Origin of the sequence: Pediococcus sp. M21F004 (assembly GCF_051122535.1) — a bacterium.
GTDB lineage: Bacteria > Bacillota > Bacilli > Lactobacillales > Lactobacillaceae > Pediococcus > Pediococcus inopinatus.
The window spans coordinates 307,159-333,276 of record NZ_CP177314.1 but is presented as its reverse complement, the minus strand read 5'-3'; the positions used below and the strand labels follow the sequence as shown (position 1 = coordinate 333,276).

The window sequence follows — 26,118 nt, the reverse complement described above, 5'->3', positions numbered from 1 at the left end:
ATACACTTAATTTTAGAAAACGTCAAATTTAACGATAGAGAAAAGATTGATTTGTGACGAAAACAGCTAACTAGTTTGTTTGGCTCTATACTTTTTCCTGTTGATGAACTACCAATGTGGTAATCTATTAACAGGATTTTTTTGAAAAAAAAAGAGGCCCACAGGTCCCCACACACAAAAAAATCCACCCACTACAGCATCATCAAAGGATGTGAGAAACCATGAACCCTATAGATAATAATATAAAATTTTCACTCAGTATTAAAGACCCAAATGTTATTTTTTTCAGTTATAAGCATCAATTCATAAAATCAAAACCTGCTAAAGTCTATGTTGCCAATGTAAAAGCCACTTATACAAGGTGTCCTCAATGTGGTTTTGAAAACTTTAGTCATAACGGACACTATGTGTCACGCGTTTCATATCCGTCGGCCAACGCTAGTGAGCCCGTCTATCTTGAACTTCATAAAGAACGATTAATCTGTAAAAATTGTGGAAACTCGGTAATGGCAACAACAGACCTCGTCAATAAGTATTGTAATATTTCCAAAGCTACCAGACAAAAAATATTCATGCATCTTCAGGATGATCGTACTCAGACTAGTATTGCTTTAGACAATAGTGTTTCTCCCAGTACCGTTTGTCGCTATTTAGACAACTATGATGATCTATTTCGGAGAAATTATCATTCTTTACCTGAGCACTTATCTATGGATGAATTTCGTGGTGTTGGCGGCGATTTCCACTTTCTTTGTATTAACGGTGATGGTGATCATGAAATTCAACAGATCCTACCGGATCGCTTTAAACAAACTATTATTGATTACTTTAATAAGTTTGACAGCACCGCTAGAAAGCAAGTAAAGACAGTTTCTCTGGACCTTAATAGTTACTATCAAGATATCGCCAGATTGGTATTTCCAAATGCCAAAATAATTGTCGATCGTTTTCATATTGTTGCGATGATGACTAGATCTTTTAACCAAAGTCGCGTTCAAATTATGAAAGAATACAAGAAACAATCCAAGGAATATCGGATGCTTAAATTCTCCTGGAAACTTTATTTAAAACACTTCGATGAGCTTGAGATTAAAAAAACATTTTTCGATCGACACCTTAGGAAACAAGTAACTCAACTCGAAAGAGTTCAGTTAGGTCTAGATGTTGATGAAAGACTGTTAAATACTTATAACGCCATGCAAGGCATTATGATATGTCTTAAAAATCACGACAAAGATGGTCTTGTTCAATATTTATATAACAACGATAAGCTTAGCTCGCAAATGAAAGATGTTTTAACCACATTTAAAAAGAATCTTGAAATAGTCCTCAATGCCAGTGAATCAAAGTATTCTAATGGTCCAATTGAAGGGATCAATAGAATGATTAAGCAAATTCAAAGAACTGCCTTCGGTTTCCGAAATTATCACCACTTAGTTTCAAGAGTTAAATTACAACAAATGAGAACCAAACCAAACAAAAAGACACTGTTAGAAGTTGCATAACTTCTAACAGTGTCCCAAATTCATCTATCAACAGGATTTGACAAAGAGCCGTTTGTTTTTCCAAACCAGTTAGCTGTTCATTTAACTATTATTTTGTTGTAACTTTTTTCGAAGCTACGCCGTTTCGTTTAGCCGTTGATTGCTCTTTAACATCAACGTGCTTTTTCAAATACTTGATCAACTCAGATTCACGTTTAAAGATACGGGGATGCTGCTGTTTATGCAGCCTTAAATCGATCTCCCTAATCTTAATTCGCCCAGTCCAAGTATGTGTATACTTGATAATTAAACGGTTATTCAATTCTTCTTTTCCAAATTTAAACACATAAACATTTTCAGGGGTCATTAATGGTCTGAAATAACGTTTTTCATATTTATATTTATTGGAGTTCATGAACTGTTTCGTTCGCTTTAAAATAATAACACCTCCAAAAAATTGTTCAAAGCGCCTTAATCACGTTCTTGTTAATCATTATATTAAGCTATTATTAGCAAAAAGTAAACCAATTTGATGAGTTTATCTCGCTAACTTTTTCACTAGTATGATATTCATATCCTAATGTTAACGATTTGTAAATGCTAATAGATTTTACTTATTATCATTTTGTTCAGTATCAGTCTGTAAAACTGCCATGAAAGCTTCTTGTGGGATTTCTACTGTTCCAACTGATTTCATCCGTTTTTTTCCACGTTTTTGTTTGTCTAGAAGTTTAGCTCTTCGATCAGGATCACCAGTATGAATCTTGGAGGTCACATCTTTTCGATATGCTTTAATGTTAGTCCGAGAAATTATCTTAACTCCAATTGCAGCCTGGATAGGAATCTCAAAATTCTGTCGGGGAATAATTTTCTTCAGCCGACCCGTAATTTCAATTGCCCGCTGTTTAGCAAAATCACGATGGGCAATAAAACTAAGCGCATCAACTTTTTTACTATTCAAAAGAATATCGATTTTAACCAAATCGCTTGGCCGATAGTCTTCCAATTCGTAATCTAGCGATGCATACCCGTGAGTACCAGATTTAAGTTTATCAAAAAAGTCAAAAATAATTTCAGATAACGGTAGATAGTAAACCACATTTACCCGATAGGTATCTAAATAGTCCATCGTATCAAAAACTCCGCGTCGATGTTGGCACAGTTCCATAACTGCTCCCACATAGTCATTAGGCACCATAATTGAGGCCTTAACGAATGGTTCTTTAACATCTTTGATATTTGCAGCATCTGGCATGTCAGATGGATTTTCCACTACTTTTTCTCCACCATCTGTTAACTCTACATGGTACGTTACGGAAGGCGCGGTAGTAATGAGATCTAAATTAAATTCTCGTTCCAAACGTTCCTGAATCACGTCCATGTGTAATAGACCGAGAAATCCACATCGGAAACCAAACCCTAATGCCTGTGATGATTCAGGCTCAAATTCAAGTGCCGCATCATTTAATTGTAGTTTTTCCAAAGCCTCCCGTAAATCGTTGAACTTCGCATTGTCAGTAGGATACAACCCAGCGTATACCATGGGACTCATTTCGCGATAACCATGCAAGGCATCTTTGGCAGGTGATTTACTACTTGTTACCGTATCACCAACTCGTGTATCTTTGATATCTTTGATGCTAGCCGTCAAATAACCCACGTCACCAGACATTAAATAGTCTCGTTTGATAGGTTTAGGTGAGTTAACGCCCACTTCAGTCACTTCGTACTCAGTACCACCATTCATCAATCGAATATGATCTCCAGGCTTAACCATACCATCAAACAGACGGACACTTAAAACAACGCCTCGATAATCATCATATTTAGAATCGAAGATCAAAGCCTTTAATGGTGCATTTAAATCACCATCTGGAGCAGGAACTTTGGCCACAATCTGCTCTAAAAGCTCCGAAATTCCAATTCCCTTTTTTGCGCTCGCTAAAACGGCATCAGAAGCATCAAGTCCAATCACGTCTTCAATTTCTTGACGTACCCGTTCTGGATCTGCAGATGGTAGATCAATTTTATTAATTACAGGGACAATTTCAAGATTATCATCTAAAGCTAAATAGACGTTGGCAAGTGTTTGGGCTTCCACGCCTTGAGCAGCATCCACAACTAAAACTGCTCCTTCACAGGCAGCTAAACTTCTTGAAACTTCATACGAAAAATCAACGTGTCCAGGAGTATCAATTAAATGAAAGATGTATACTTCCCCATTCTTAGCTGTATAGTGAAGTTCTACCGCGTTTAATTTAATTGTGATTCCACGTTCACGTTCAAGATCCATTGAATCTAATAATTGATCTTGCATATCTCGCTTAGCCACAGTATCTGTTAATTCCAAAATTCGATCAGCCAAAGTTGATTTACCATGATCAATATGGGCAACGATCGAAAAATTTCTAATATGCCGCTGACGATCTTTTAAGTCTTTGTATTCTGGCATTTTATTCCTACTTTCATCTAACTTCATTCATCCTATTATAGCAACGTTTTATGACAATCTCAATTATTGGATTTCTGAAGCCAAACGGTTCACCCAAAATTATATAAACAAAAACACGTCTCACATTAGGAGTCGTGTTTTGAATTTACTATTTAAATTTATCGAAAAAACCTGCTTTACCGCTGCCTGAAACTGTTTCTCCGCTAGCCTTTGCGAATGACCGCATAGCTTCTCGTTGTTCGTGATTCAAGCTCTTAGGGGTTGTGACATTCACAGTAACTTGTTGGTCACCGTTGCCATTGCCGCGTAAGCGTGGTGCTCCTTTGCCTCTCAGACGGAAAGTTGTTCCGGTCTGGGTACCAGCAGGAACCTTCATCTTAACATCGCCGTGAACCGTCTTAACGGTAATTTCATCACCAAGAGCAGCCTGTACAAAGGTTATCGGTTGGTCTAAATAAATTTCCGCTCCATCTCGTTTGAAGACTTTACTTGGAGATACTCGGAAAATTATAAATAAATCACCATATCCGCCTTGATTAGTGCCAGCTTCTCCTTGTCCTTGAAGACGCATTTGTTGTCCATCTTCAACACCTGCTGGAACAGTAACTTTAACTTCATGACGTTCGTTTACATGACCCGAACCGGCACAAGTAGGACATTTCTCTTTAATTTCTTTTCCAGTTCCGTGACAAACATCACAGACCTGTTGAGAAACCATTCGACCCAATGGGGTGTTTTGCGTAACTTGAATGTAACCAGCCCCATGACACTTCGAACAAGTCTCAGGGGTAGTTCCTGGTTTAGCTCCGGAACCGTTACACGTCCCACACGTTGCTTCACGATTGTACTTGATGGTTGTTTTTTTACCAAACACACCCTCTTCAAAAGTCAGATCCATTTGATACTGCAGATCTTCTCCTTGTTGAGGCTGGTTAGGTTGAGCACTACGGGTTCGACCGCCTCCGCCACCAAAGAATTGGCTAAAGATATCATCGAAACCGCCACTGTTACCACCGCCAAAGCCACCGAAGTCAGAGGAATTAAAGCCGCCTCCGCCCCCAAATCCGGCGTTTGCATCAGCAGAGCCGTATTGATCATAGCGAGCACGCTTTTGTTCATCATTTAAAACTTCATAAGCTTCATTAACGTCCTTAAACTTTTGCTCTGCGCCAGGTGCCTTATTTAAATCAGGATGGTATTTTTTTGACAGCTTACGGTATGCCTTTTTAATTTCATCGGCAGATGCGTCTTTGGATACTCCCAGGATTTCATAGTAATCTTTATTCTCCGCCATTATGAACCTCCATTTTTATCAATAAACTTAGAATATCATAGACTATATGCAATAAAAAGCCAAAGTCCGTTTTGACTTTGACTTTTTATTAACTATCAAGTAATTAATTACTTGTTTTTGTCTTTGTCAGGATCTACTTCTTCAAAGTCGCCATCAACGGTTCCTTTATCATCTTTTTTATCAGATGCTGCAGAATCATCTTTACCGCCCTTAGCTTTCTCCTGTTCTTGAGCTTGTTGATAGAGTTTAACTGAAAGATCTTGAACAATCTTATTCAAGTCATCTTTCTTAGTCTTCATATCCTCAACGTTATTATCTTTTTGTGCTTTCTTCAAAGCATCTTCAGCATCCTTAGCTTTTTGAATTTCTTCTTTGGATACTTTGCCATCAAGCTCTTTAAGCGTCTTGTCAGTTGTAAAGATTAATTGTTCAACTTCGTTTTTAAGATCAACTTCCTCTTTACGTTTCTCATCAGCATCGGCGTTTTCTTTAGCTTCTTTCATCATCCGATCAATTTCTTCGTCTGAAAGACCCGAAGAACTCTTAATTGTAATCTTCTGATTCTTACCAGTTCCCTTATCGGTTGCGGAAACATTAACAATTCCGTTTTTATCGATATCGAATTTAACTTCGATTTGGGGAACGCCACGAGGTGCCGGTGGAATGTCCGTTAATTGGAATCTTCCAAGTGTTTTGTCATCGGCAGCCATTGGTCGTTCGCCTTGAAGGACGTGAATATCAACAGCTGGTTGACTATCAGCAGCAGTGGAGAATACTTGTGATTTACTTGTTGGAATGGTTGTATTGCGGTCAATCAACTTAGTGAAGACCCCACCCATTGTTTCAATTCCTAATGAAAGTGGTGTGACATCAAGCAAAACGACGTCTTTAACATCACCAGTCAAAACACCACCTTGGACTGCAGCACCAATGGCAACAGCTTCATCAGGGTTAATTGAATGGTTAGGTTCTTTGCCTGTCCAATTCTTAACAGCTTCTTGAACTGCAGGGATTCGAGTTGACCCACCATTAAGGATAACCTCATCAATTTCACTGGTTGAAAGGCCAGCATCACGTAACGCATTATCTACAGGTGTCTTAGTGCGTGCAACAAGGTCTGATGTCATTTGATCAAATTGTGCACGTGTTAAGGTCTTTTCCAAATGTAAAGGACCATTAGCCCCAGCAGAGATAAATGGTAAGCTAATTTGAGCTTCATTTACGCCAGAAAGATCTTTCTTAGCTTTTTCAGCTGCATCCTTCAAACGTTGTAAGGCCATCTTATCTTGAGAAAGGTCAACACCATTGTCCTTCTTGAACTCAGCAACAAGCCAATCGATGATCTTTTGGTCAAAATCATCACCACCAAGATGAGTATCACCATTAGTAGAAAGAACTTGGAAAACACCATCGCCTAATTCAAGAATCGAAACATCAAAAGTTCCTCCACCAAGATCATAAACTAAGACTTTTTCATCTTTATCTTGTTTGTCTAGGCCATAAGCTAACGCGGAAGCTGTTGGTTCGTTAATAATTCGTTCAACATCTAATCCAGCAATCTTACCAGCATCTTTAGTAGCTTGACGTTGAGAATCGTCAAAGTATGCAGGAACGGTAATAACAGCTTTTTCAACTGTGTCACCAAGATAGTCTTCTGCATAATGTTTTAAATATTCAAGAATCATTGCTGAAATTTCTTGAGGTGTGTATGATTTACCGTTTGCTGAAACGGTGTAGCCACTTTCGCCAATATGACGTTTGATGGAAACAATTGTATCAGGATTTGTAATTGCTTGTCGTTTTGCAACTTCCCCAACTTGTGTTTCACCATTCTTAAATGCAACCACTGAAGGTGTAGTACGGTTACCTTCTGGGTTTGTAATAATCTTTGGCTTGTCGCCTTCGAGCACTGCAACTGCAGAATTTGTGGTTCCTAAATCAATTCCAATAATTTTATTGCTTGCCATTTTTATTATCCCTCTTTATATATTTTTTATTGTGCCACGACAACCATTGCTGGTCGTAAAACACGGTCTTTTAACATATAACCTTTTTGTAAAACACTAACAATCTGGTCTGCTTCTTTACCATCTTCAACAGGCACTGTTTGGACTGCTTGATGAATTTGAGGATCAAAGGATTGGCCCTCAGCCTCAATCTCAGTCACGTTATTGTCTTTAAGCGCCTTACTCATATGATCATACACCATCTGGATTCCCTTTTTGAGCTGAACACCGCTCTCATCTGAAACCTCAATGGATAAAGCTCGTTCCAAGTTATCAATAACCGGAAGAATATCTTTGGCTAAATGTTGACCATCATATTTAACTAGGTTAGCCTGCTCTTTTTCGTTGCGCTTTTGAATATTAGCAATTTCAGCCTTAGCACGAATATATTGATCAGTTATAGCATCAACCTTACCAGTTAATTCACTAATCTGCGTTTGTAACTCTTCAATTTGTTTATTTGACTTGCCATGCTTTTTAGCTTTTTTTTCTGATTTAGTTGTTGTTTCTTTGGCTGGTTTAGACTTTTCGTTCGTCTCCTCTGCCGTTTTTTCAATTTCTTCAACTTTTTTATCTTCAGACACTACATTCACACCTCTCAAATATCATCAATATCGTGGTAATAATCTATTAATCGCTGCGCTAATTCTGTTCGAAACGCACCAACCAATCCAATCATTCTAGAATATGGCATACTAGTCGGGCCTAAGATCGCAATGACACCCTTACCATGCTGATCAACGTCATACGTGGCTGTAATCAGACTATAATTTTTCAACAAATTATTGGTAATTTCATTGCCAATTTGAACCTGGATATTCTGATCAAGTGATCCGCCTAATACATCAGCGAGATCTGTTGACCGTCCCATCAATGAATATAACGACCGAAGCGAACTTACATCAGGCTGCTTTGAAAAATCTAAAAGGTTCAAACGGCCACCAACAAAGAAACGTTCTGTAGCCGATTTCTTCAAAACATCTTCAAAGATATCTAAGAATCCATCTGGAGTTTCTATATATTTTCCGATTTGCATCGGAATATCTGTTTCCAGTCGTTTGAATACCTCACCTAATGTTAATCCCACTAGCTGATCATTAATAATTCGAATTACGGATTCTAACGCCTCTGGGTTAACGCTGCTAGGAACCTTAAACGTGCGATTTTGAACATCACCATTATCAGTAACCAAGATCGCCATCACCCGATGATTCCCAAGCGGAACTAATCGAAAGCCTTCAAGCTTAGCATCCTTAAGCTCCGGTTTCACTGTGAAAGCAGTATAACTAGTCAATTTAGAAAGCATATCTGCAGATTCAGCTACGATATCATCAATCTCTTGAAACTGTTGATTGAATGAAGAACGAATGCGACGTAAATCACTTGATTGAACCTTATCAGGCTTCAACAAATGATCCACATAATAACGGTACCCCTTAATTGAAGGCACCCGTCCAGAAGAAGAATGTGTCTTTTTAAGCAAACCTTTTTCTTCTAATGTTGCCATTTCGTTTCGAATCGTTGCCGAACTAACGTGGATCGGTAATTGACTAACCAATGCTTTTGAGCCAACCGGTTGCCCATCGTCCGTGTATATTTGAACGATTGCTTTTAAAATCAGTAACTCTCTATCTGTCAGCAAAACCATCACCTCTTTTAGCACTTAGCACATTGGAGTGCTAAGACACTATTAAAGATACCAAATGTTTTTCTAAAAGTCAACAATAGTCAAACATTTTTTTGCATTATATAGTCAAATTCGCAAAATACTGCCGAATATTCTTTTCGTCTGCCTTTAATTGATCGATTAATCCCTCTGCACCGTCAAATTTAATTTCACCACGAACATAGTGATACCAATCAACCCGAACCATTTCTCCATAAATCTCCTGGTCAAAATCAAAAATATTAATTTCTAACGTGATTGGACGATGTTCACCAAAAGTAACGTTGCGCCCAACCGATGCCATGCCTAAATACCATTTAGATCCGATTTTGATTCGGACGGCGTAAATCCCGATCCCAGGAATCCTAGCTTTAGGATCGGATAAGATATTAGCAGTTGGAAACCCTAATGTGCGACCACGAGCTTCGCCATGAACCACTAAGCCACTAGTTTGGTAGATGTACCCAAGAAATAGGTTGGCGTGATCTACATCACCTTGTTTTAAATCTGTTCTGATTCGCGTTGAGCTCACTTTTTCACCGTCTAAGAGAAATTCTGGAACAGTCACAATTTCAAATCTGTTTTTAGCATACGTTGATAAATGCGCCATATCGGCAATTTTGCGGGGGCCATAAGTATAATCAAAGCCGGCCACAATCACCTGAGCGCAAAGGTCAACCATATACTGGTCGACAAAATCCTGAGGGGTCAAATTGGCCAGCTTAGATGTAAAACTCACCACATATAGTAAATCTACCCCAAATTTCTGCATTAATTCGGCCTTTCGCTTAACCGAGCTTAAATACAGTGTGCCGTCTAACTCTGGCTTTGGAAACACAACAGACGGGTGGTGATCAAACGTCATAGCTGCAAGAGGTAACTTCCGTTGATCAGCTACTTTTCGAGCCTGTTTCAATACAGCTTGATGTCCTAGATGCACACCACCGAAAAATCCCATTGCCATAACGACTTTATCATCCGTAATTTGGTTAACGTCATACGGATGATGTAAATAAATGATTTTCATACAAATTCTCCTATTCCGTTAGCAGCATAGTTAATGGCCGATATGCTGCCCTTTCTTGATCATATTGATATAAAGCCTGAACTCGATCTGCATGCGTTAAGACAAGCACTGGTTCCGCATCTTTTGGTTGATCAAAATTGCTACGTTTTAAAACTGCCCCATTTTGAACTCTGGTCCATAAGTCTTCATTTAATGCAAAGTGGGGATATTTTTCCAAAGCATGATCTAGCGGTGTTAACAAAGTTTCAATAGTTCCATTTTCAACCGCTTCTTCTAGTTTTGAGAAAGTAATCGTATCTTCAATTTGAAAACCCCCACTTTGAGTTCTCGTTAATTGAGACATAACGGCTGGAACACCAAGTTTTCTCCCCAAATCGACTGCTAGGGTCCGTACATAAGTTCCTTTGCTGCATTGGACTTTAAAATTAATAGTTTGAGTTCCTTTTTGAGGGTCAAATTTGGGATCACCGATCCGCTCAAAGGATTTAATCGTTACTTTTCTTGCCGGCCTGTCTATTTCGATGCCTTCCCGAGCATATTCGTATAATTTTTTTCCGTTAATCTTTATAGCCGAATACATGGGAGGAATTTGCGTTATCTCGCCGGTCAAACTGAACATTGCCTCATCAATTTCACCATCTAAAAAAGCTTGGGTTATTGTTTGTTGTTCGACGATATCCCCATCAAGATCCTCGGTAGTCGTGGAAAATCCCAATGTGACGGATCCCTCATAAACTTTTCCTGAAGCCATCAAATAAGGGACAACCTTAGTGGCTTTCCCCACGCAAATTGGTAAAACACCATCTACATTAGGATCTAGAGTCCCACTGTGTCCAACTTTTTTTTGGTGTAAGATACCACGAATTTTGGATACACAATCAAAACTTGTCATACCACGTGGTTTGTACAAAGGAACAATTCCATTCATGTAAATGCCTCCTATTTTTCCTGTTAAATTATATCATAGATGGATAAATGACGATAAAAAAAGAATGGTCATTAAAATTCTGACCATTCTTTTGCGTAATAAATAGAAAACTATTCTTTTGTATTAAGTTTATTGATCAATTGATCGATTCGGCTACCATATTGAACAGATGCATCACGTTCAAAAATTAACTCTGGTGTTTTATAAATCGATAACCGGGACCCAAGCTCACTACGGATTAAGCCTTTTGCTTTTTCAAGCCCTTGGGCAACTTTTTGTCCATCAGAAGCCTTATCTGACAAAATACTGTAGTAAACGGTGGCCTGTTGCAAATCTCCAGTGACATTTACACCCGTAATTGTGATTCCCTGAACACGAGGATCACGAACTCGTTTACGCATAATATCACTAATTTCTTTTTCTATCTCTTGCCCAAGGCGATCGGAACGATACATTCTTGCCATTTGGAACCTCCTATTCTACAGGAACTTCTTTCATGATATAGGCCTCAATCACATCGTCAACTTTGATATCGTTATAGCCATCAATTGTAAGACCTAACTCAAATCCCTGTTTAACCTGTTTAGCATCATCTTTGAAACGTTTCAGACTGGCTAATTTACCTTCATAAATAACGACCCCATCACGAACCAAACGAACGCCGCTATCTTTTTGAATGAAGCCTTCTGTAACATAACCACCCACAACGGTTCCAACATGAGAAACTTTATAGATCTGACGAACTTCAACCTGACCTGTGACCTGTTCAACATAGGTTGGTTCAAGCATTCCCTTCATTGCTGATTCAACTTCATCAATAGCGTTATAAATAACTCGATGTAAACGAATATCAACACTCGAAGAATCTGCAAGCTGTTTAGCTTGGTTTGTTGGGCGCACATTGAAACCAATAATAATGGCATCACTGGCTTCGGCTAAAGCAACATCACTTTCGTTAATGGCACCAACGGCAGTATGAATGATGTTAACTCGAACACCTTTAACGTCAATTTTCTTCAAACTACCAGAAAGGGCTTCAACAGAACCTTGAACGTCAGCTTTAATGATGATGTTGACTTCCTTCATTTCTCCTTCTTTAAGAGAATCGAATAAGTTATCTAAGGTAACATGGTTGTCTGCACGACGCTCTTCCATCAATGCTTCTTTAGCACGTTCCTCACCAGCTGCACGAGCAGATTTTTCATCGTCAAACACCACAAATCGATCCCCAGCTTCTGGTACATCACTTAACCCAGTGATTTCAACTGGAGTTGATGGCGTAGCTTCTTTAACCCGACGACCTAATTCGTTGGTCATGGTACGAATTCTACCAAATGTATTTCCAACGACAATTGGATCACCAATCCGCACGGTTCCTTGTTGCACAAGAACGGTAGCAATGGATCCCTTACCAGGATCTAGGCTAGCTTCAATAACTGAACCAGCACCATTTTGATCTGGGTTGGCCTTTAGTTCCATAACTTCAGATTGGAGAATGATCATATCAAGTAATTCATCAATATTTTTACCAAACTTCGCAGAAATCTCTACAAAGATGGTATCACCACCCCAATCTTCAGAAACCAAACCATATTCTGTTAACTGTTCCATAACATGTTTAGGATTAGCACCTGGTTTATCAATTTTATTAACCGCCACGATAATTGGTACATTTGCAGCCTTAGCATGATTAATTGCTTCGATTGTCTGTGGCATAACACCATCATCAGCAGCAACTACCAAAATTGTAATATCAGTAATATCAGCACCACGTGCCCGCATTTCAGTAAACGCAGCATGTCCTGGAGTATCTAAGAAAGTAATTAATTTACCATCATGTTTTAGTTGATAAGCACCAATTGCTTGGGTAATTCCACCAGCTTCACCAGCAGTAATGTGACTGTGACGAAGATTATCTAATAAAGTTGTTTTCCCATGATCAACGTGTCCCATGATTGTAACAACTGGTGGTCGGCTAACAAGATGGTCAGTATTTGTTTCTTCTTCTTCAAACATCTTATCAATATCTGAAACGTTGACCTCTTGTTTTTCCTCAGCCTTAATTCCGTAATCATCTGCTAGAATTTCAATAATATCTTTATCTAACGTTTGATTTTGGTTCACCATAACACCAAGCATAAATAATTTTTTGATAATTTCTGCTGGTTCACGATGAATTTTTTTAGCGATTTCTGCAACGTTAGTGCCATCATTGTACTCAAATACACTTGGTAATGGCTTATCCTTACGGACTGGCGCTGGTTTGTTGTTCACTTCACGCAAACGGCCATTCTTCTTAACTTTTTTAGTATATCGATTTCGATTATTGAAACGATTACGGCCGCCAAAGCTAGAACCACGATTATTTCTTGAGTTAGAAGAGCCTTGACTGTTACTATTGCCGGTCGAACGGTTCGAATTTGAACTAGTGCGATTTGAATTAGAACTAGGCTTATTGTAGTTCGAATTTGAACGCGTCGAATTTGTTGTTCTGTTCGAACTAGTATTTGAGTGGTTCGTGTTTGAGCTTGATCGATTTGAACTGGTATTTGATCGATTAGAGTTCGATGTCCGATTACCACTATTGCTTGTCGAAGTAGATTGATTTGGACGACTATTCTGTGAACTACGATTCTGCGTATTTTGTGAATTGCTTCTCGTCTGATTTTGTCCAGAATGTTGTTGAGGACGGGCTGTATTGCCACTCTTGTTTTGTGAATGGTTAACATTTGTCGTCCCATTTGCTGCAGGGCGATTATGTGATTGAGCCTGATCATGACGAACTGGTTTGGCAGTCTGAGATGTGTGTGCTTGTGCTGGTTGTTGATGCGAGCCAGCTTTATTATCTTTATTGTCAGATCGTTCTACAACTGTTTTTCCAGTTTTGGCTGATCTGTACATGGTTGGTTTTTTGGCAGTTGTACCTTCTTGTTTACTGTTATTTTTCACAAATGAAGAGCGAATTTTACGTTCTTCGCCTTCATCCAGTGTGGACATGTGGTTTTTAACATCAAATCCATCTTCTTTAGCCTTAGAGATGATGTCCTTACTGGAAACATTAATTTCCTTAGCTATTTCATATATGCGTTTTTTCCCCATATCTTCACGCTCCTTCTTCAATATTTAATTTTAATAGTGCTTTGGCAAATCCATGATCTTCGATTGCCACCACTGTTCTGGCTTGACCAATTGCCTGGCTAATTTCAATGCGATCCATAAATGAAATTAAGGGGATTTCATATGTGGTGCATTTATCAGAAATTTTCTTTTGCGTTGCAGCCCCTAAGTCTGTACTAGCAACCACGATTTTAGCTTTTTGGCTTCGAATTGATTGTAACACTTGTTGTTCACCTGAAATCAACTTTCCCGCTCTTCGTGCTAAACCAAGCAGGTTAGAAAAGCGTTCTTGATCATTCATCTTTAAAAAGTTCTTTCCGGGCTTGTTGATGATCAACATAAGCAATCAATTCATCATAAAAATCATCTTCTACCTTGATTTTAAAAGCTTTATCAAAAGTTCGTTCTGCCTTAGCACGTTCGGCAATTTTGACGTCTAAACCAATGTAAGCACCACGACCAGGCTTTTTCCCAGTTGGATCCAAAGAAACTTCATCTTCCTTGTTTTTTACAACCCGAACAAGCTCCTTTTTTGGAAACATTTCACCCGTTACAATATCCTTGCGTAGCGGAATTTTTCTTTTTTTCATAACTAATGGGCCTCCAATTAAATCTGCTTACTCAGCGTCTGATTCTGAATCTGTAGTATCCTCTTCATCTGGTTCTTCAACCAAATCACTGGCGTCAGTCTCTGATTTAATATCAATTTTATAACCAGTTAATTTGGCAGCTAAACGAGCATTTTGGCCGCGTTTACCGATTGCTAAGGATAACTGATAATCTGGAACGATCACCATGCATGCACGCTCATTTTCTTCATCAAACAAAACATCCACAACTTCAGCGGGGTTTAATGCGTTTGAGATGTATTTTGCAGCGTCATCTTCCCATTCAACAATGTCCATATTCTCGCCGTTTAGCTCATTAACGATGGTTTGGACTCGCTGTCCACGAGGACCAACACAAGTACCTACCGCATCAATATCAGGGTCGTTAGATCGAACAGCAACTTTGGCACGATCACCAGCTTCACGTGCTACCGAAACAATTTCGACAGTTCCATCAAAGATTTCTGGAACTTCTTGCTCGAATAATCGTTTCAATAGATCTGGAGTGCTCCGACTGACAAAAACCTGAGCACCTTTACCACTATTTTCAACCTTTGTCACATAAACCTTAATATGATCATGTGGTTCATAACGTTCGGTTGGGATCTGGTCTGCCTTAGACATTACAGCCTCAACACCGTTTAGATCTACATAGACAAAGCGATTATCTCGTCGAGCGACTTCGCCAGTCACAATTTCGTTTTCATACTCACTATACTTATTATAAACGATTTCGCGTTCAGCTTCACGAACCCGCTGTAAAATGACTTGTTTAGCTGTTTGGGCAGCAATCCGGCCAAAGTTTTTAGGGGTCACTTCAAACTTAATGTGATCTTCAAGTTCATAATCTTTATTGATCGCCAAAGCATCAGTTAAACTTACTTGTTGTTGACTATCTTCAACATCTTCAACGACTTCTTTAACTGCGTACACGTGGATATCGCCTTTTTTTTCATCAAAGTCTACTTCCACATTTTGAGCCTGGTCATAATTCCGTTTGTAAGCAGAAACTAATGCAGCCTCCAAAGCCTCAATAACGACTTCTTTTTTAATCCCCTTTTCCTCTTCCAAAGTATTAAGGGCACTAACCATTTCTTTGCTCATTTTAGATTCTCCTTTTTAGAATTTGATAGCGAAACGGGCAAACCCAATTTGTTTCACATCAAATTGTTTGCTGATTTTTCTAGTTTTAGCCATATACGTCAGCGTTAAATCAGTACCGGAATAGTCATCAAGTGTTCCTTCAAAAACTTTTTGACCATCAACTGGCGCATATAAAGAAATATGAATGTACTGGCCAACTGCTCGTTGCCAGTCATCAGAGGTCTTAATTGGCCGTTCAGCGCCTGGAGAAGAAACCTCTAAGAAATAAGCCTCCGGAAACGGATCGGGATCCAAACTATCTAATTTTTCACTAATTTGATCGCTAGCCTCAGCGCAATCTTCAATTGTAACGCCACCCGGTTTATCAATATAAACGCGAAGATACCAGCTTTTTCCTTCCTTCACAAACTCAATATCCACCAAATCAAAATGATGTGATTCGATGAGGGGCTTCACTTCTTTTTGTACAGTTTCTACAACACTTGCCAAACTCAAACCTCCAATAAATTTCAAATATTCTCAAGAAAAAGAGTGAGCATTATCTGCTCACTCACTTGCTACACTTAGATTCAATAATAATTATAACATATCCCTTGACACCGTTCAAATTAGCTACATGTCGAACAAAGATAATTGATTTTCATCAGGCAAATCAGCTAAAACACCATTCTCTGTCATAAAGTCAATTAACGTCTTCGAAACTTTACCACGTTTGGAAAGGTCTTCTTTTGAAAGAAACGGCTTATCTTCACGAGCTGCAACAATTTGTTTAGCAACGTTTAAGCCTAAACCTGGAACAGCGTTAAAAGGTGCTAATAAAGAGTTACCATCGATTAACCATTGGGAAGCATCAGATTTATTGACATCAACCATCTTAAACGTGAATCCACGTTCGATCATCTCATTGGCTAATTCCAACACCGTCAAAAGATTTTTTTCTTTTGTCGAAGCATCCATTCCTTTATCATTGATATCTTTCATTGCTTTTTTAACCGCGTCCTTGCCATGTGACATAGAAACTAAGTCAAAATCATCAGCACGAACACTAAAGTATGCACTGTAATAAAGAATTGGGAAATAGACCTTGAAATAGGCAATTCTAAGTGCCATTAACACATAGGCTGAAGCATGCGCTCGTGGAAACATATATTTAATCTTTCCACAAGAATCAATGTACCATTCTGGCACGTTTGAGTTACGCATTTTATCTTCGTCACCATCAGGAATTCCTCGTCCATGACGAACACTTTCCATAATTTGAAAAGAAGTTTGTGAATCCATTCCGTAATGAATTAAATCGGTCATAATATTATCACGACAACCAATGACATCTTTCAGGGTTACAGTCCCCGCTTTAATTAATTCTTCTGCATTGCCCAACCAAACATCCGTCCCATGGGATAAACCAGAAATTTGGAGCAATTCAGCATAAGTTGTGGGATGGGTTTCCTCCAACATGCCCCGCACAAATCTCGTCCCAAATTCAGGCACACCAAAGGTTCCTGTTTTTGATTGAATTTGTTCGGCTGTAACTCCCAGAATTTCTGGACCAGTAAATAATTTCATTACTCCAGGATCATCAGTTGGAATTGTTTTTGGATCAATCCCAGAAAGATCTTGTAAAGCACGAATCATGGTCGGATCATCATGTCCCAAAATATCCATCTTCAAAATGTTGTCATGAATTGAATGGAAGTCAAAATGAGTTGTTTCCCAAGCTGCCGACTGATCATCAGCAGGATACTGGATGGGTGTGAAATCATAAATATCCATATAGTCTGGCACGATTAGAATTCCGGCAGGATGTTGCCCGGTTGTTCGTTTAACACCAGTGGCACCACTCGAAAGTCGATCAATTTCAGCGTTTCGGAAGGTTTGTTCGGTATCACGCTCGTATGCCTTAACATACCCATAAGCCGTTTTATCAGCCACCGTTCCAATTGTTCCAGCTCTAAAAACGTTCTTCTTTCCAAATAAAACCTGCATATAATTATGGGCAATTGGTTGATAATCGCCTGAGAAATTCAAATCAATATCAGGAACTTTGTCTCCCTTAAAACCTAAGAATGTTTCAAAGGGAATATCCTGGCCGTCACCAACTAAAGGTGTTTGGCAATTTGGGCAAACTTCATCAGGTAAATCAAATCCAGAACCATATTCTCCTTTGGTATAAAACTTGGTGTATTGGCAATTTGGACAGCGATAATGCGGTGGTAATGGATTTACTTCAGTAATTCCAGACATTGTCGCTACCAAACTTGAGCCGACGGACCCTCGTGAACCAACTAAATACCCATCTTTATTACTTTTATGAACAAGTCGTTGGGCAATTAAATAAATAACAGAAAAACCATTTCCGATAATACTTTTTAATTCTTTATCCAAACGCTCTTTAACCAACTGTGGTAACGGGTCTCCGTATAACTCATGCGCTTTATCCATAGTAAGCTTTTCGATTTGATCTTCAGCCCCGGGCATTTTAGGCGTATAAAGCTTATCTTTGACAGGTTTCACATCAGTCACCATATCAACAATTTTGCCCGGGTTTGTGACGACAAGCTCTTCTGCCTTTTCTTTCCCTAAGAACGCAAATTCGTCTAACATTTCATTAGTCGTTCGAAAATGCACATCAGGTAATTTAGACCGATTGAGCGGATTGGCCCCGCCTTGAGAATTGATCAAAATTTTTCGATAAATATAGTCTTCTGGATTTAGGTAATGAACATCGCCTGTTGCGACAACAGGTTTTTTCAATTCTTTTCCAAGATCAACGATGTTAGAGATAATTTCTTCTAGATGCCGATTATCTTGGATCAATCCTTGCTCAATTTCTGGCTGGTAAACCGGTTTTGCCATTACTTCTAAATAATCGTAAAACTTCGCCTTTTGTTTGGCTTCTTCTTTACCTTTTTGCATCATGGCTGTAAAGACTTCACCGGTACTGCATGCCGACCCAACTAAAATACCATCTCGCAGCCGTTCCAACTCAGACTTAGGTATTCTTGGCACGCGATAATAATATTTTACATTGGAAAGCGAAACTAATCGAAACAGATTTTTTAATCCGGCCTGGGTTTGCGCAATCAAAACTGCATGCGCTGGACGTGCATGTTTATACGCGTCATTTTCAGTCATATGTTCATTCAACTGGCTATGATAATTAATATGATAGCGATCTTCTGCATCTTTTAGGAAAAGATGACACAAGTGACCGGTTGATTCCGCATCATAAATCGCACGATGATGATGTTCTAGGCTGACGCCGAATTTTTTAGCAAGTGTATTTAAACGATAACTTTTAAGGGTTGGATACAAGAAACGCGCCAACGTCAATGTATCAATAATTGGATTAGTGATGGGTGGCATATCATAACGTGCATAGCCAGTATCCATAAAACCAATATCAAATGTAACGTTATGGCCAACGATAATGGCATCTTTATAAAAATCCCGAAACAGAGAAAAAACTTCTTTCTCGGATTTAGATCCATGAACCATTTGGTCTGTAATACTTGTTAAATTAGTTGTGACATCAGATAAATGAAAACCGGGATCAATAAATTCTTCAAATTGATCAATCACATTTCCATCCTGCATTTTAACGGCAGAAAGTTCAATTACCTTATCATAAATTGCAGAAAGCCCCGTCGTTTCAGTATCAAATACCACATAGGTTGCACCTTTTAACGCCACTTTTTTATCGTTATAACCAATTGGCACCCCATCATCAACCAGGTTAGCTTCTACACCATATAAAATTTTGACATTATTTTTCTTACCCGCAGCATATGCATCCGGAAAAGCCTGTAGGCCAGAGTGATCCGTCACTGCAATCGCCTTTTGTCCCCACTTAGCCGCCTGCTTCACAAAATCCGTAATATTATTTGTCGCATCCATTTGACTCATATTAGTATGTAAATGCAGCTCTGCACGTTTCTTATCTGCAGGAGCTGTATCTTGTCGTGTGGGATGACTTACTTCCATTACATCATAAGCGTTCAGCGTAAGATCTCTCATGAAAGTATCTTCTTGAATACTCCCACGTACTTTTACCCAAAGCCCTTTTTGAATGGTAGAAAACAATTGTTCTTCGGATTCATTCTTTGAGAATTTTTTAACGGTGATCGAAGAACTGTAATCGGTAACTTTAAAAATCAGTAATTGTCTTTTTGACCGCAACGTTCTAACTTCTGCATCAAAAATATATCCTTCAACAACAACTGAACGTTCTTCTTGTGTAATCTGTTCCAAACGTGTGACTTCGGCATCTGGATTAATTTGTTTACCAATCCGTACAGGCCCGCCATCAGGAATCCCGTTAGCTGCCTTTTTTTGCCGTTTTTCAGTCTGTTTTAGAATCGCCTGCGAAGCTTTTTGAGCTAATGCGGCATCACTTTTTTCCTTTTTCGCCTTTAATTCCTTAATCATGCTTTGTGAATCTGAATCATCAACAATTGTATGAATCGAAAATTCAGGAAACCCATATTGTTTATAAGTACTTTCGATTGGTCCTAGCGCCGTCGAAGTCAAAAAACCTTGAACAACTTCGTTTTGTGCCGCAAAGATTACCCGTCCGTCGTTCATATATGGTAAGTTATGGCCACACAATTCTTGCGTAAGCGGCGAAGAAATATGACTGTTCTTAACAATCCAATCCCAATAATTTGCAATTAGATGACTATCCAATTTTGAACTTTGAGTTTCAATTTCAAACGAGACAGTAGCAATTGAGCTAAAAGCTACTTGTAAATGATTGTAAAACTCTTGGAAAATTGGGAATGGCAAACATTCTTTAAACCGAAACGAAAAAGCCCACGTTTTTGATTTTTTATGCACAACAACTTTTTTGATTTCAGCCTCAGCAAAACTTGGCTCATTTGGTTGAGGATAGTCAATTTGTTCGAGAAGTTTTTGAAATTGCTCACTAGTATTTAAACTCAAAATTTAATTCCTTCCCTTTTTAGAAAACTACACAAATTATTTTTAAATTCATGAATATAACGACAAATTGAGATTCAAGTCAACCCATCATCAATCTGCCGTTATTTTTAATTTATTATGAAGTTAACGATCACTTAAAAATATTATTTATCGCTTTTTAAGAGAATCCCAACCGAATTTTGTAATTCCTCAATTTTGACTTCAAGAGTTTCACCGGTCTCACGTAATTTAACTTCTACGATACCTTCTGAGGATTTTTTACCCACTGTAATTCGGACCGGAATCCCAATTAAATCTGAATCAGCAAACTTAACACCAGCTCGCTCCTTACGATCATCAACAAGCACTTCATAACCGGCTGCAGTCATTGTTTGAGCGATTTGATTAGCCATCTCCATTTGTTCTTTATTTTTACCATTCACAGGAATTACATGTACGTCAAATGGCGCAATGTTACGTGGCCAAACTAACCCATGATCATCTGCCTTTTGTTCAGCAATTGCGGATAATAAACGACTAACGCCGATTCCGTAACAACCCATGATGACTGGCTTAGCACGGCCGTTTTCATCTAAAATAGTAGCTCCAAGGGAATCAGAATAACGTGTGCCTATTTTGAAAATGTGACCAATTTCGATTCCTTTAGTAAATTGTAATTTTCCTTTACCATCTGGAGCCAGTTCGCCTTCTTGAGCAGTCCGAAAATCACCAAATTGAGTTACTTTCAAATCCCGATCCAAATTCACGTTTTTATAGTGATAACCATTTTGGTTAGCACCGACGATTGAATTGCTCATCATCTTGACATAAAGATCAGCAAGAATTGTAATCTTGTCGGAATCAATTCCAACTGGCCCTAATGAACCAAAATTAGCATTTAAATATTGTTCCGCTTGATCGTCTGTCGCAGCTACTAATTCATCCGCTTTGAGGAAGTTTTTAACCTTAACTTCATTAACCTGATCATCACCACGCACTAAAACCATAACAGGCTTGTCGTCCGCAATAAACAAAAGGGTCTTAATTAGTTTGTTTGTTTCAACATGGAGAAAATCTGCAACTTCATCGATCGTTTTGGCATTTGGTGTCTCCACTTTTTCAAGATCTTTTGGTGTCTCAGGCGCAGCCTTTGACTCAATATATTTACTGCTTGCCATCTCAAGATTTGCGGCATAGTCGCTTTCTTCAGAGTAAGCAATAGTGTCTTCCCCTACAGGCGCAATTGCAGAGAATTCTTTTGAATCATTACCACCCATTGCACCAGCATCACCCACAATTTCACGATAGTTCAAACCGCAAGCGTCAAAAATATTTTGGTAAGCTTTTTCCATATCACGGAAAGTTTGGTCCAAACTGTCTGTTTCAGCATGGAAAGAGTAAGCATCCTTCATCAAAAATTCCCGTCCACGGAGCAATCCGTAGCGAGGCCGATCCTCATCTCGATATTTCATTTGAATTTGATACAACGTCAAAGGTAACCGTTTATACGATTTCACCTCATCACGAATAAGGGTTGTAAAGGTTTCCTCATGCGTAGGGCCAAGAATAAAATCGCGATCGTGACGATTTTTAAATTTGAATAATTCTGGACCATATGTTTCAAGACGGCCAGATTTTTCCCATAATTCCGCTGGAAGAACCGCTGGTACCAGCATTTCCACAGCATCGATTTTTTCCATTTCAGTCCGAATAATTTTTTTAATTTTCTCGATTGTCCGGAAAGCAAGTGGTAAATATGCGTACATTCCGGCTGATACCTGTCGAATATATCCAGCACGAAGCATCATTTGATGGCTTTTTGCCTCGGCGTCATTTGGTACCTCTTTCAAAGTAGGAATTAATATTTTTGATTGTTTCATGTTTTCCTCCGTAAATAAATATTATTTTAAGAAATAGCGTTGAATGTCATTCCAAGTTACAAGAATCATTAAAAGCATCAGGAGTCCAAACCCAATCAGAGTGATGATTCCTTCCGTCTCTGGTTTTAGTGGTTTTCGTCTGATCCCTTCGATGAAATTAAGCAAAATTTTACCACCATCCAACGCGGGAATTGGGATTAAATTAACAATCCCTAAGTTCAGTGATAAATAAGCTAACATTGTTAACACAGAAGTAAAACCTAATTTAGCTGCAGCAGAAGTTTGCGCATAAATAGCGACTGGACCTCCAAAATCATTCACACTTACTCCATGTGTAATCATATGACCTAGGAGTGCGAAAATCATGGTCGTTAACTTCCAGGTTTCCGTAAATCCATAAGCAATTCTGGCAGTGATACTTTTGGTCATGGTACTTTCAATCCCGATTTGTCCGGTCTTTGTTCCATTTTGCTTAACCGATTTGGGCGTAATCTGCAGAGTGATTTTCTTAGAATTTCGTTTGATGGTCATTTTAGTTTTTTTACCAGGACGGCTAGAAACAGCATCCTGTAAATCTGACCAATCTTTTGTGCTTTTATCATTCACGGAAATAATCCGATCCTGCGATTTTAAACCGGCTTTAGCAGCAACGGAATCCTGAATAACAGTAATCTGATTAGAATTAGTAGGAACCTGTCCTTGCAAAATACCAACAAGCGCAAACACCACAATCGCCAGAATAAAATTATTCATCGGCCCTGCAAAATTAGTCAAAATTCGTTGCCATAATTTGGCTGACTGAAATTGAACATCTTTTGGGGCAATTCTTACCTTTGTGCCATCAGCTTCAATAATTGACGCGTCATGATCAACTTCATAACGTTTGAGGGTCTCCTCATCGCCATTTTCATAGCCTTCAATCCAAAGCTCCTTTTCTAAATCACTTTCGGTTATTTCAACTGGAATACCATTGAGAAGCGTTGTGTCATGACTTGTGTTGATTGTTTCAACTTTGCCATTATCACCAGTGATTAAACTGACTGGCATTCCAGGTTTTAATTCTTCATCTGCATCTTCCAGTCCCGCCATACGGACATAACCACCTACCGGCAAAATTCGAATTGTATACGTTGTTGCGTTTTTAGAATATGCATAAATTTTAGGTCCCATTCCGATTGAAAATTCACGGACTAAGATCCCAGATTTTTTAGCAAAATAAAAATGACCAAATTCATGAACAATAACCAGAATTCCAAATACAATTATGAATGTAATAATCGTCTGTATCAATGGCAAACCTCACTTAATTAGATTAATCCAAAAAGATGGACAATAGGTAAAACTAACAACATACTGTCAAACCGGTCAAAAATACCACCATGACCGGGAAGGATATTTCCAGAATCTTTTACTGAGAAGTATCGTTTCAGAGCCGATTCAATTAAATCACCGAATTGACCTGTGATTGAAAAGATTAATGTCAACAAGATCATCACAATGAAATTATATTGGGTTGGGAAAAAGGCCAAGAAAATTGTCCCAATGACCGTGGCAACGATTGTACCACCAATGGAACCTTCCCAAGTTTTGTTGGGACTAATTGCAGGTGCTAACTTATGCTTTCCAAACCGTTTGCCAAGCATATATGCGCCACTATCTGTAGACCAAATCACAAACAGAATGTATAGCAGCATTGAAAGCCCCACACCTCTTGCAGCAATGAAATAATTAAATCCAAATCCTATGTACGCGACTGCAAGAGTGATTGCACCAGCGTCATCGAAAGAAAAGCGATTACGACTGAATACAGTTCTAATCAGAAGCCCAAGGACGCACAAAAAGAAAATAAAAGTTTGATCAATTTGGGGTGGCAACCAACCAAACCAGGATAGTGGTGCAATGAGTGAAAAGACACCAATATCTGCAATAATTGCTTCCGGCGAAACCAAAAGTAACTTTTTCATCATCAAGACTTCGTTCACAGCGATCAGTCCAAGCACAATTCCGGCAATATCAATTAACCATTTTCCATAGACAATCACTGGAATGAAGATAATCAATGCAATAACAGCTGTTGTAACTCGTTGTTTCATAATTCAAACTCCCTTATTTTAGGCCGCCAAAACGACGGTTTCTTTGTTGGTATTGGTAAATACAATCTTTAAGTGTCTGATCAGAAAAATCTGGCCAAAGGACATCCGTAAACACTAATTCACTATAGGCAATTTGCCAAAGCAAAAAATTAGATATCCGTTCTTCCCCACTTGTGCGAATTAATAAATCCGGATCCGCATTGGGTTTCAGCGAAGCAGTCATTAAGTTTTCGTCAATCGTTTCATCGGTGATCTCATCCGAATTCAGTTTATGATCTGAAACTTGCTGTGCAATTTTTCTGACCGCCGTTACTAACTCTGCACGTCCACCATAATTCAACGCGAAGTTTAAAACCATGCCAGTGCATTGTGCAGTGTTGGCAATTGCATTTTTTACAGCCTTCTGAGTGTAATCAGGCAATTGATCAATATACCCCATCACATTAACCCGTACATTAGCTTTGATAAGATCTGGCACAAATGTATCAAAAAAATCACCCGGCAGGCGCATTAAAAAGTTTACTTCACTTGAGGGACGTTTCCAATTTTCCGTTGAAAAAGCATATAAAGTTAAGACTTTAACACCTAAATTGTTAGCACTCATTGTGATTTTTTTTACAGTGTTCATTCCTTCACGATGACCAGCAACTCTTGGTAAATGTCGCTTCTGGGCCCATCTTCCGTTGCCATCCATAATAATAGCAACGTGTTCAGGAATGTGCTCATTCAGCTGCTTGGCTGTATCTAACTCTGTACGATTAGTTTTATCAGATTTTGAAAACACATTATCACTCCAATTTATATACATACATAAACTCTATTTTAGCAGAAAACTCGTAAAGTTGATATTCTAGTAAATAAAAATTCGCAATAAAATATAAGTATCGTGCAAATCATCGCTTACTTGAATAAAAAAAACGTAAACAGCACTGATTATCAGGCTCTTTGCGTTTTAAATATATTCACGAACATTTTTATTCAGATAAAATCTCTTTTTCCTTGCTAGCCACAATTTCATCAATTGATTTGATAGCCTTATCTGTAACTTTTTGAGTTTGTGTTTCTAAATCATGAAGTTCATCTTCAGTATAAGTGTTGGCCTTTTCGCCCTTCTTAAGCTCATCCATGGCATCGCGACGAACATTTCGAACAGCTACTTTCGCACGTTCTCCTTCAGCTTTTACATCTTTCGCTAATTCTTTTCGACGTTCCTCTGTAAGTTGAGGAATAACTAACCGAATAGCACTCCCATCATTAGAAGGGTTGATACCCAAATCAGAAATCATAATGGCTTGTTCCAAATTTTTCAAAGCCGTTTTATCGTATGGGGTGACCATAATAACACGAGCTTCTGGAATTGTGATCGATGCCATTTGATTGATTGGTGTAGGTGATCCATAGTAATCAACCATAATTCGATCTAATAAGCTGGCGTTTGCCCGACCCGCACGAATATTTCCTAGCTCATGTCCCAGTGACTGTTCTGCTTTTTCCATTCGATCCTGTGCTTTTTTTATAATTGTATTTTCAGCTGCCATT

At 38.6% G+C, this 26,118-nt stretch carries 21 protein-coding genes; 1 reads left to right on the top strand and 20 read right to left on the bottom strand.

Going from position 1 to position 26,118, the window contains the following annotated elements; translation table 11 throughout:
• Positions 1–221: 221 nt before the first annotated feature.
• The gene (locus ACLHK8_RS01795) at positions 222–1,505 is read left to right on the top strand and encodes an ISL3 family transposase (RefSeq protein WP_010620868.1); all 1,284 of its coding nucleotides are present in this window, start codon (positions 222–224) and stop codon (positions 1,503–1,505) included.
• A gap of 88 nt (positions 1,506–1,593) precedes the next feature.
• Here ACLHK8_RS01795 and ACLHK8_RS01790 read toward each other — a convergent pair whose 3' ends face one another.
• The 20 genes from ACLHK8_RS01790 to frr all read right to left on the bottom strand — a co-directional run bounded on the left by ACLHK8_RS01790 (position 1,594) and on the right by frr (position 26,117).
• Positions 1,594–1,899, bottom strand: coding sequence for a hypothetical protein (locus ACLHK8_RS01790; protein WP_057772066.1), 306 nt, complete (start codon positions 1,897–1,899; stop codon positions 1,594–1,596).
• A 195-nt stretch (positions 1,900–2,094) separates the two neighbouring features.
• The gene (lepA, locus tag ACLHK8_RS01785; protein WP_057772208.1) at positions 2,095–3,936 is read right to left on the bottom strand and encodes a translation elongation factor 4; all 1,842 of its coding nucleotides are present in this window, start codon (positions 3,934–3,936) and stop codon (positions 2,095–2,097) included.
• Positions 3,937–4,084: 148 nt separating this feature from the next.
• Positions 4,085–5,230: a molecular chaperone DnaJ gene (gene dnaJ / locus ACLHK8_RS01780; RefSeq protein ID WP_057772064.1), complete on the bottom strand. Its 1,146-nt coding sequence runs from the start codon at positions 5,228–5,230 to the stop codon at positions 4,085–4,087.
• 107 nt (positions 5,231–5,337) lie between these two features.
• Positions 5,338–7,197: a molecular chaperone DnaK gene (dnaK, locus tag ACLHK8_RS01775; RefSeq protein WP_057772062.1), complete on the bottom strand. Its 1,860-nt coding sequence runs from the start codon at positions 7,195–7,197 to the stop codon at positions 5,338–5,340.
• Between the two features lie 26 nt (positions 7,198–7,223).
• Entirely contained in the window at positions 7,224–7,820 is a 597-nt protein-coding gene (gene grpE / locus ACLHK8_RS01770; protein ID WP_434520383.1) for a nucleotide exchange factor GrpE, read from the bottom strand.
• A 14-nt stretch (positions 7,821–7,834) separates the two neighbouring features.
• Positions 7,835–8,884, bottom strand: a complete 1,050-nt coding sequence (gene hrcA / locus ACLHK8_RS01765) for a heat-inducible transcriptional repressor HrcA (protein ID WP_063697264.1) — start codon at positions 8,882–8,884, stop codon at positions 7,835–7,837.
• Positions 8,885–8,981: 97 nt separating this feature from the next.
• A complete protein-coding gene (gene ribF / locus ACLHK8_RS01760) occupies positions 8,982–9,929 on the bottom strand; it encodes a riboflavin biosynthesis protein RibF (RefSeq protein ID WP_057772056.1) in 948 nt (315 codons plus the stop codon).
• 10 nt (positions 9,930–9,939) lie between these two features.
• Positions 9,940–10,857, bottom strand: coding sequence for a tRNA pseudouridine(55) synthase TruB (truB, locus tag ACLHK8_RS01755; RefSeq protein WP_057772054.1), 918 nt, complete (start codon positions 10,855–10,857; stop codon positions 9,940–9,942).
• A 110-nt stretch (positions 10,858–10,967) separates the two neighbouring features.
• Positions 10,968–11,321, bottom strand: coding sequence for a 30S ribosome-binding factor RbfA (gene rbfA / locus ACLHK8_RS01750; protein WP_057772053.1), 354 nt, complete (start codon positions 11,319–11,321; stop codon positions 10,968–10,970).
• A 10-nt stretch (positions 11,322–11,331) separates the two neighbouring features.
• Complete coding sequence (gene infB / locus ACLHK8_RS01745; protein ID WP_063697261.1) at positions 11,332–13,956, bottom strand: translation initiation factor IF-2; 2,625 nt, start codon at positions 13,954–13,956, stop codon at positions 11,332–11,334.
• A 4-nt stretch (positions 13,957–13,960) separates the two neighbouring features.
• Positions 13,961–14,275 (bottom strand): L7Ae/L30e/S12e/Gadd45 family ribosomal protein, encoded by a 315-nt coding sequence (locus ACLHK8_RS01740; protein ID WP_057772049.1) that lies wholly within the window; start codon positions 14,273–14,275, stop codon positions 13,961–13,963.
• Entirely contained in the window at positions 14,268–14,564 is a 297-nt protein-coding gene (gene rnpM / locus ACLHK8_RS01735) for an RNase P modulator RnpM (protein WP_057772048.1), read from the bottom strand. The genes ACLHK8_RS01740 and rnpM overlap by 8 nt, the downstream gene beginning before the upstream one ends.
• A 27-nt stretch (positions 14,565–14,591) precedes the next feature.
• Positions 14,592–15,686 (bottom strand): transcription termination factor NusA, encoded by a 1,095-nt coding sequence (nusA, locus tag ACLHK8_RS01730; protein ID WP_063697259.1) that lies wholly within the window; start codon positions 15,684–15,686, stop codon positions 14,592–14,594.
• A 15-nt stretch (positions 15,687–15,701) separates the two neighbouring features.
• Positions 15,702–16,175, bottom strand: coding sequence for a ribosome maturation factor RimP (rimP, locus tag ACLHK8_RS01725; protein WP_057772044.1), 474 nt, complete (start codon positions 16,173–16,175; stop codon positions 15,702–15,704).
• Between the two features lie 123 nt (positions 16,176–16,298).
• Positions 16,299–20,627, bottom strand: coding sequence for a PolC-type DNA polymerase III (locus ACLHK8_RS01720; protein WP_057772041.1), 4,329 nt, complete (start codon positions 20,625–20,627; stop codon positions 16,299–16,301).
• Between the two features lie 143 nt (positions 20,628–20,770).
• Positions 20,771–22,486, bottom strand: coding sequence for a proline--tRNA ligase (locus ACLHK8_RS01715; protein ID WP_057772039.1), 1,716 nt, complete (start codon positions 22,484–22,486; stop codon positions 20,771–20,773).
• 21 nt (positions 22,487–22,507) lie between these two features.
• Positions 22,508–23,776, bottom strand: coding sequence for an RIP metalloprotease RseP (gene rseP / locus ACLHK8_RS01710; RefSeq protein ID WP_057772037.1), 1,269 nt, complete (start codon positions 23,774–23,776; stop codon positions 22,508–22,510).
• A gap of 17 nt (positions 23,777–23,793) precedes the next feature.
• A complete protein-coding gene (locus ACLHK8_RS01705; RefSeq protein ID WP_057772035.1) occupies positions 23,794–24,579 on the bottom strand; it encodes a phosphatidate cytidylyltransferase in 786 nt (261 codons plus the stop codon).
• Between the two features lie 13 nt (positions 24,580–24,592).
• Complete coding sequence (locus ACLHK8_RS01700; RefSeq protein ID WP_082623217.1) at positions 24,593–25,387, bottom strand: isoprenyl transferase; 795 nt, start codon at positions 25,385–25,387, stop codon at positions 24,593–24,595.
• Between the two features lie 166 nt (positions 25,388–25,553).
• On the bottom strand, positions 25,554–26,117 hold the full coding sequence (frr, locus tag ACLHK8_RS01695; protein ID WP_057772033.1) for a ribosome recycling factor: 564 nt from the start codon (positions 26,115–26,117) through the stop codon (positions 25,554–25,556).
• Between the last annotated feature and the right edge of the window lies 1 nt (position 26,118).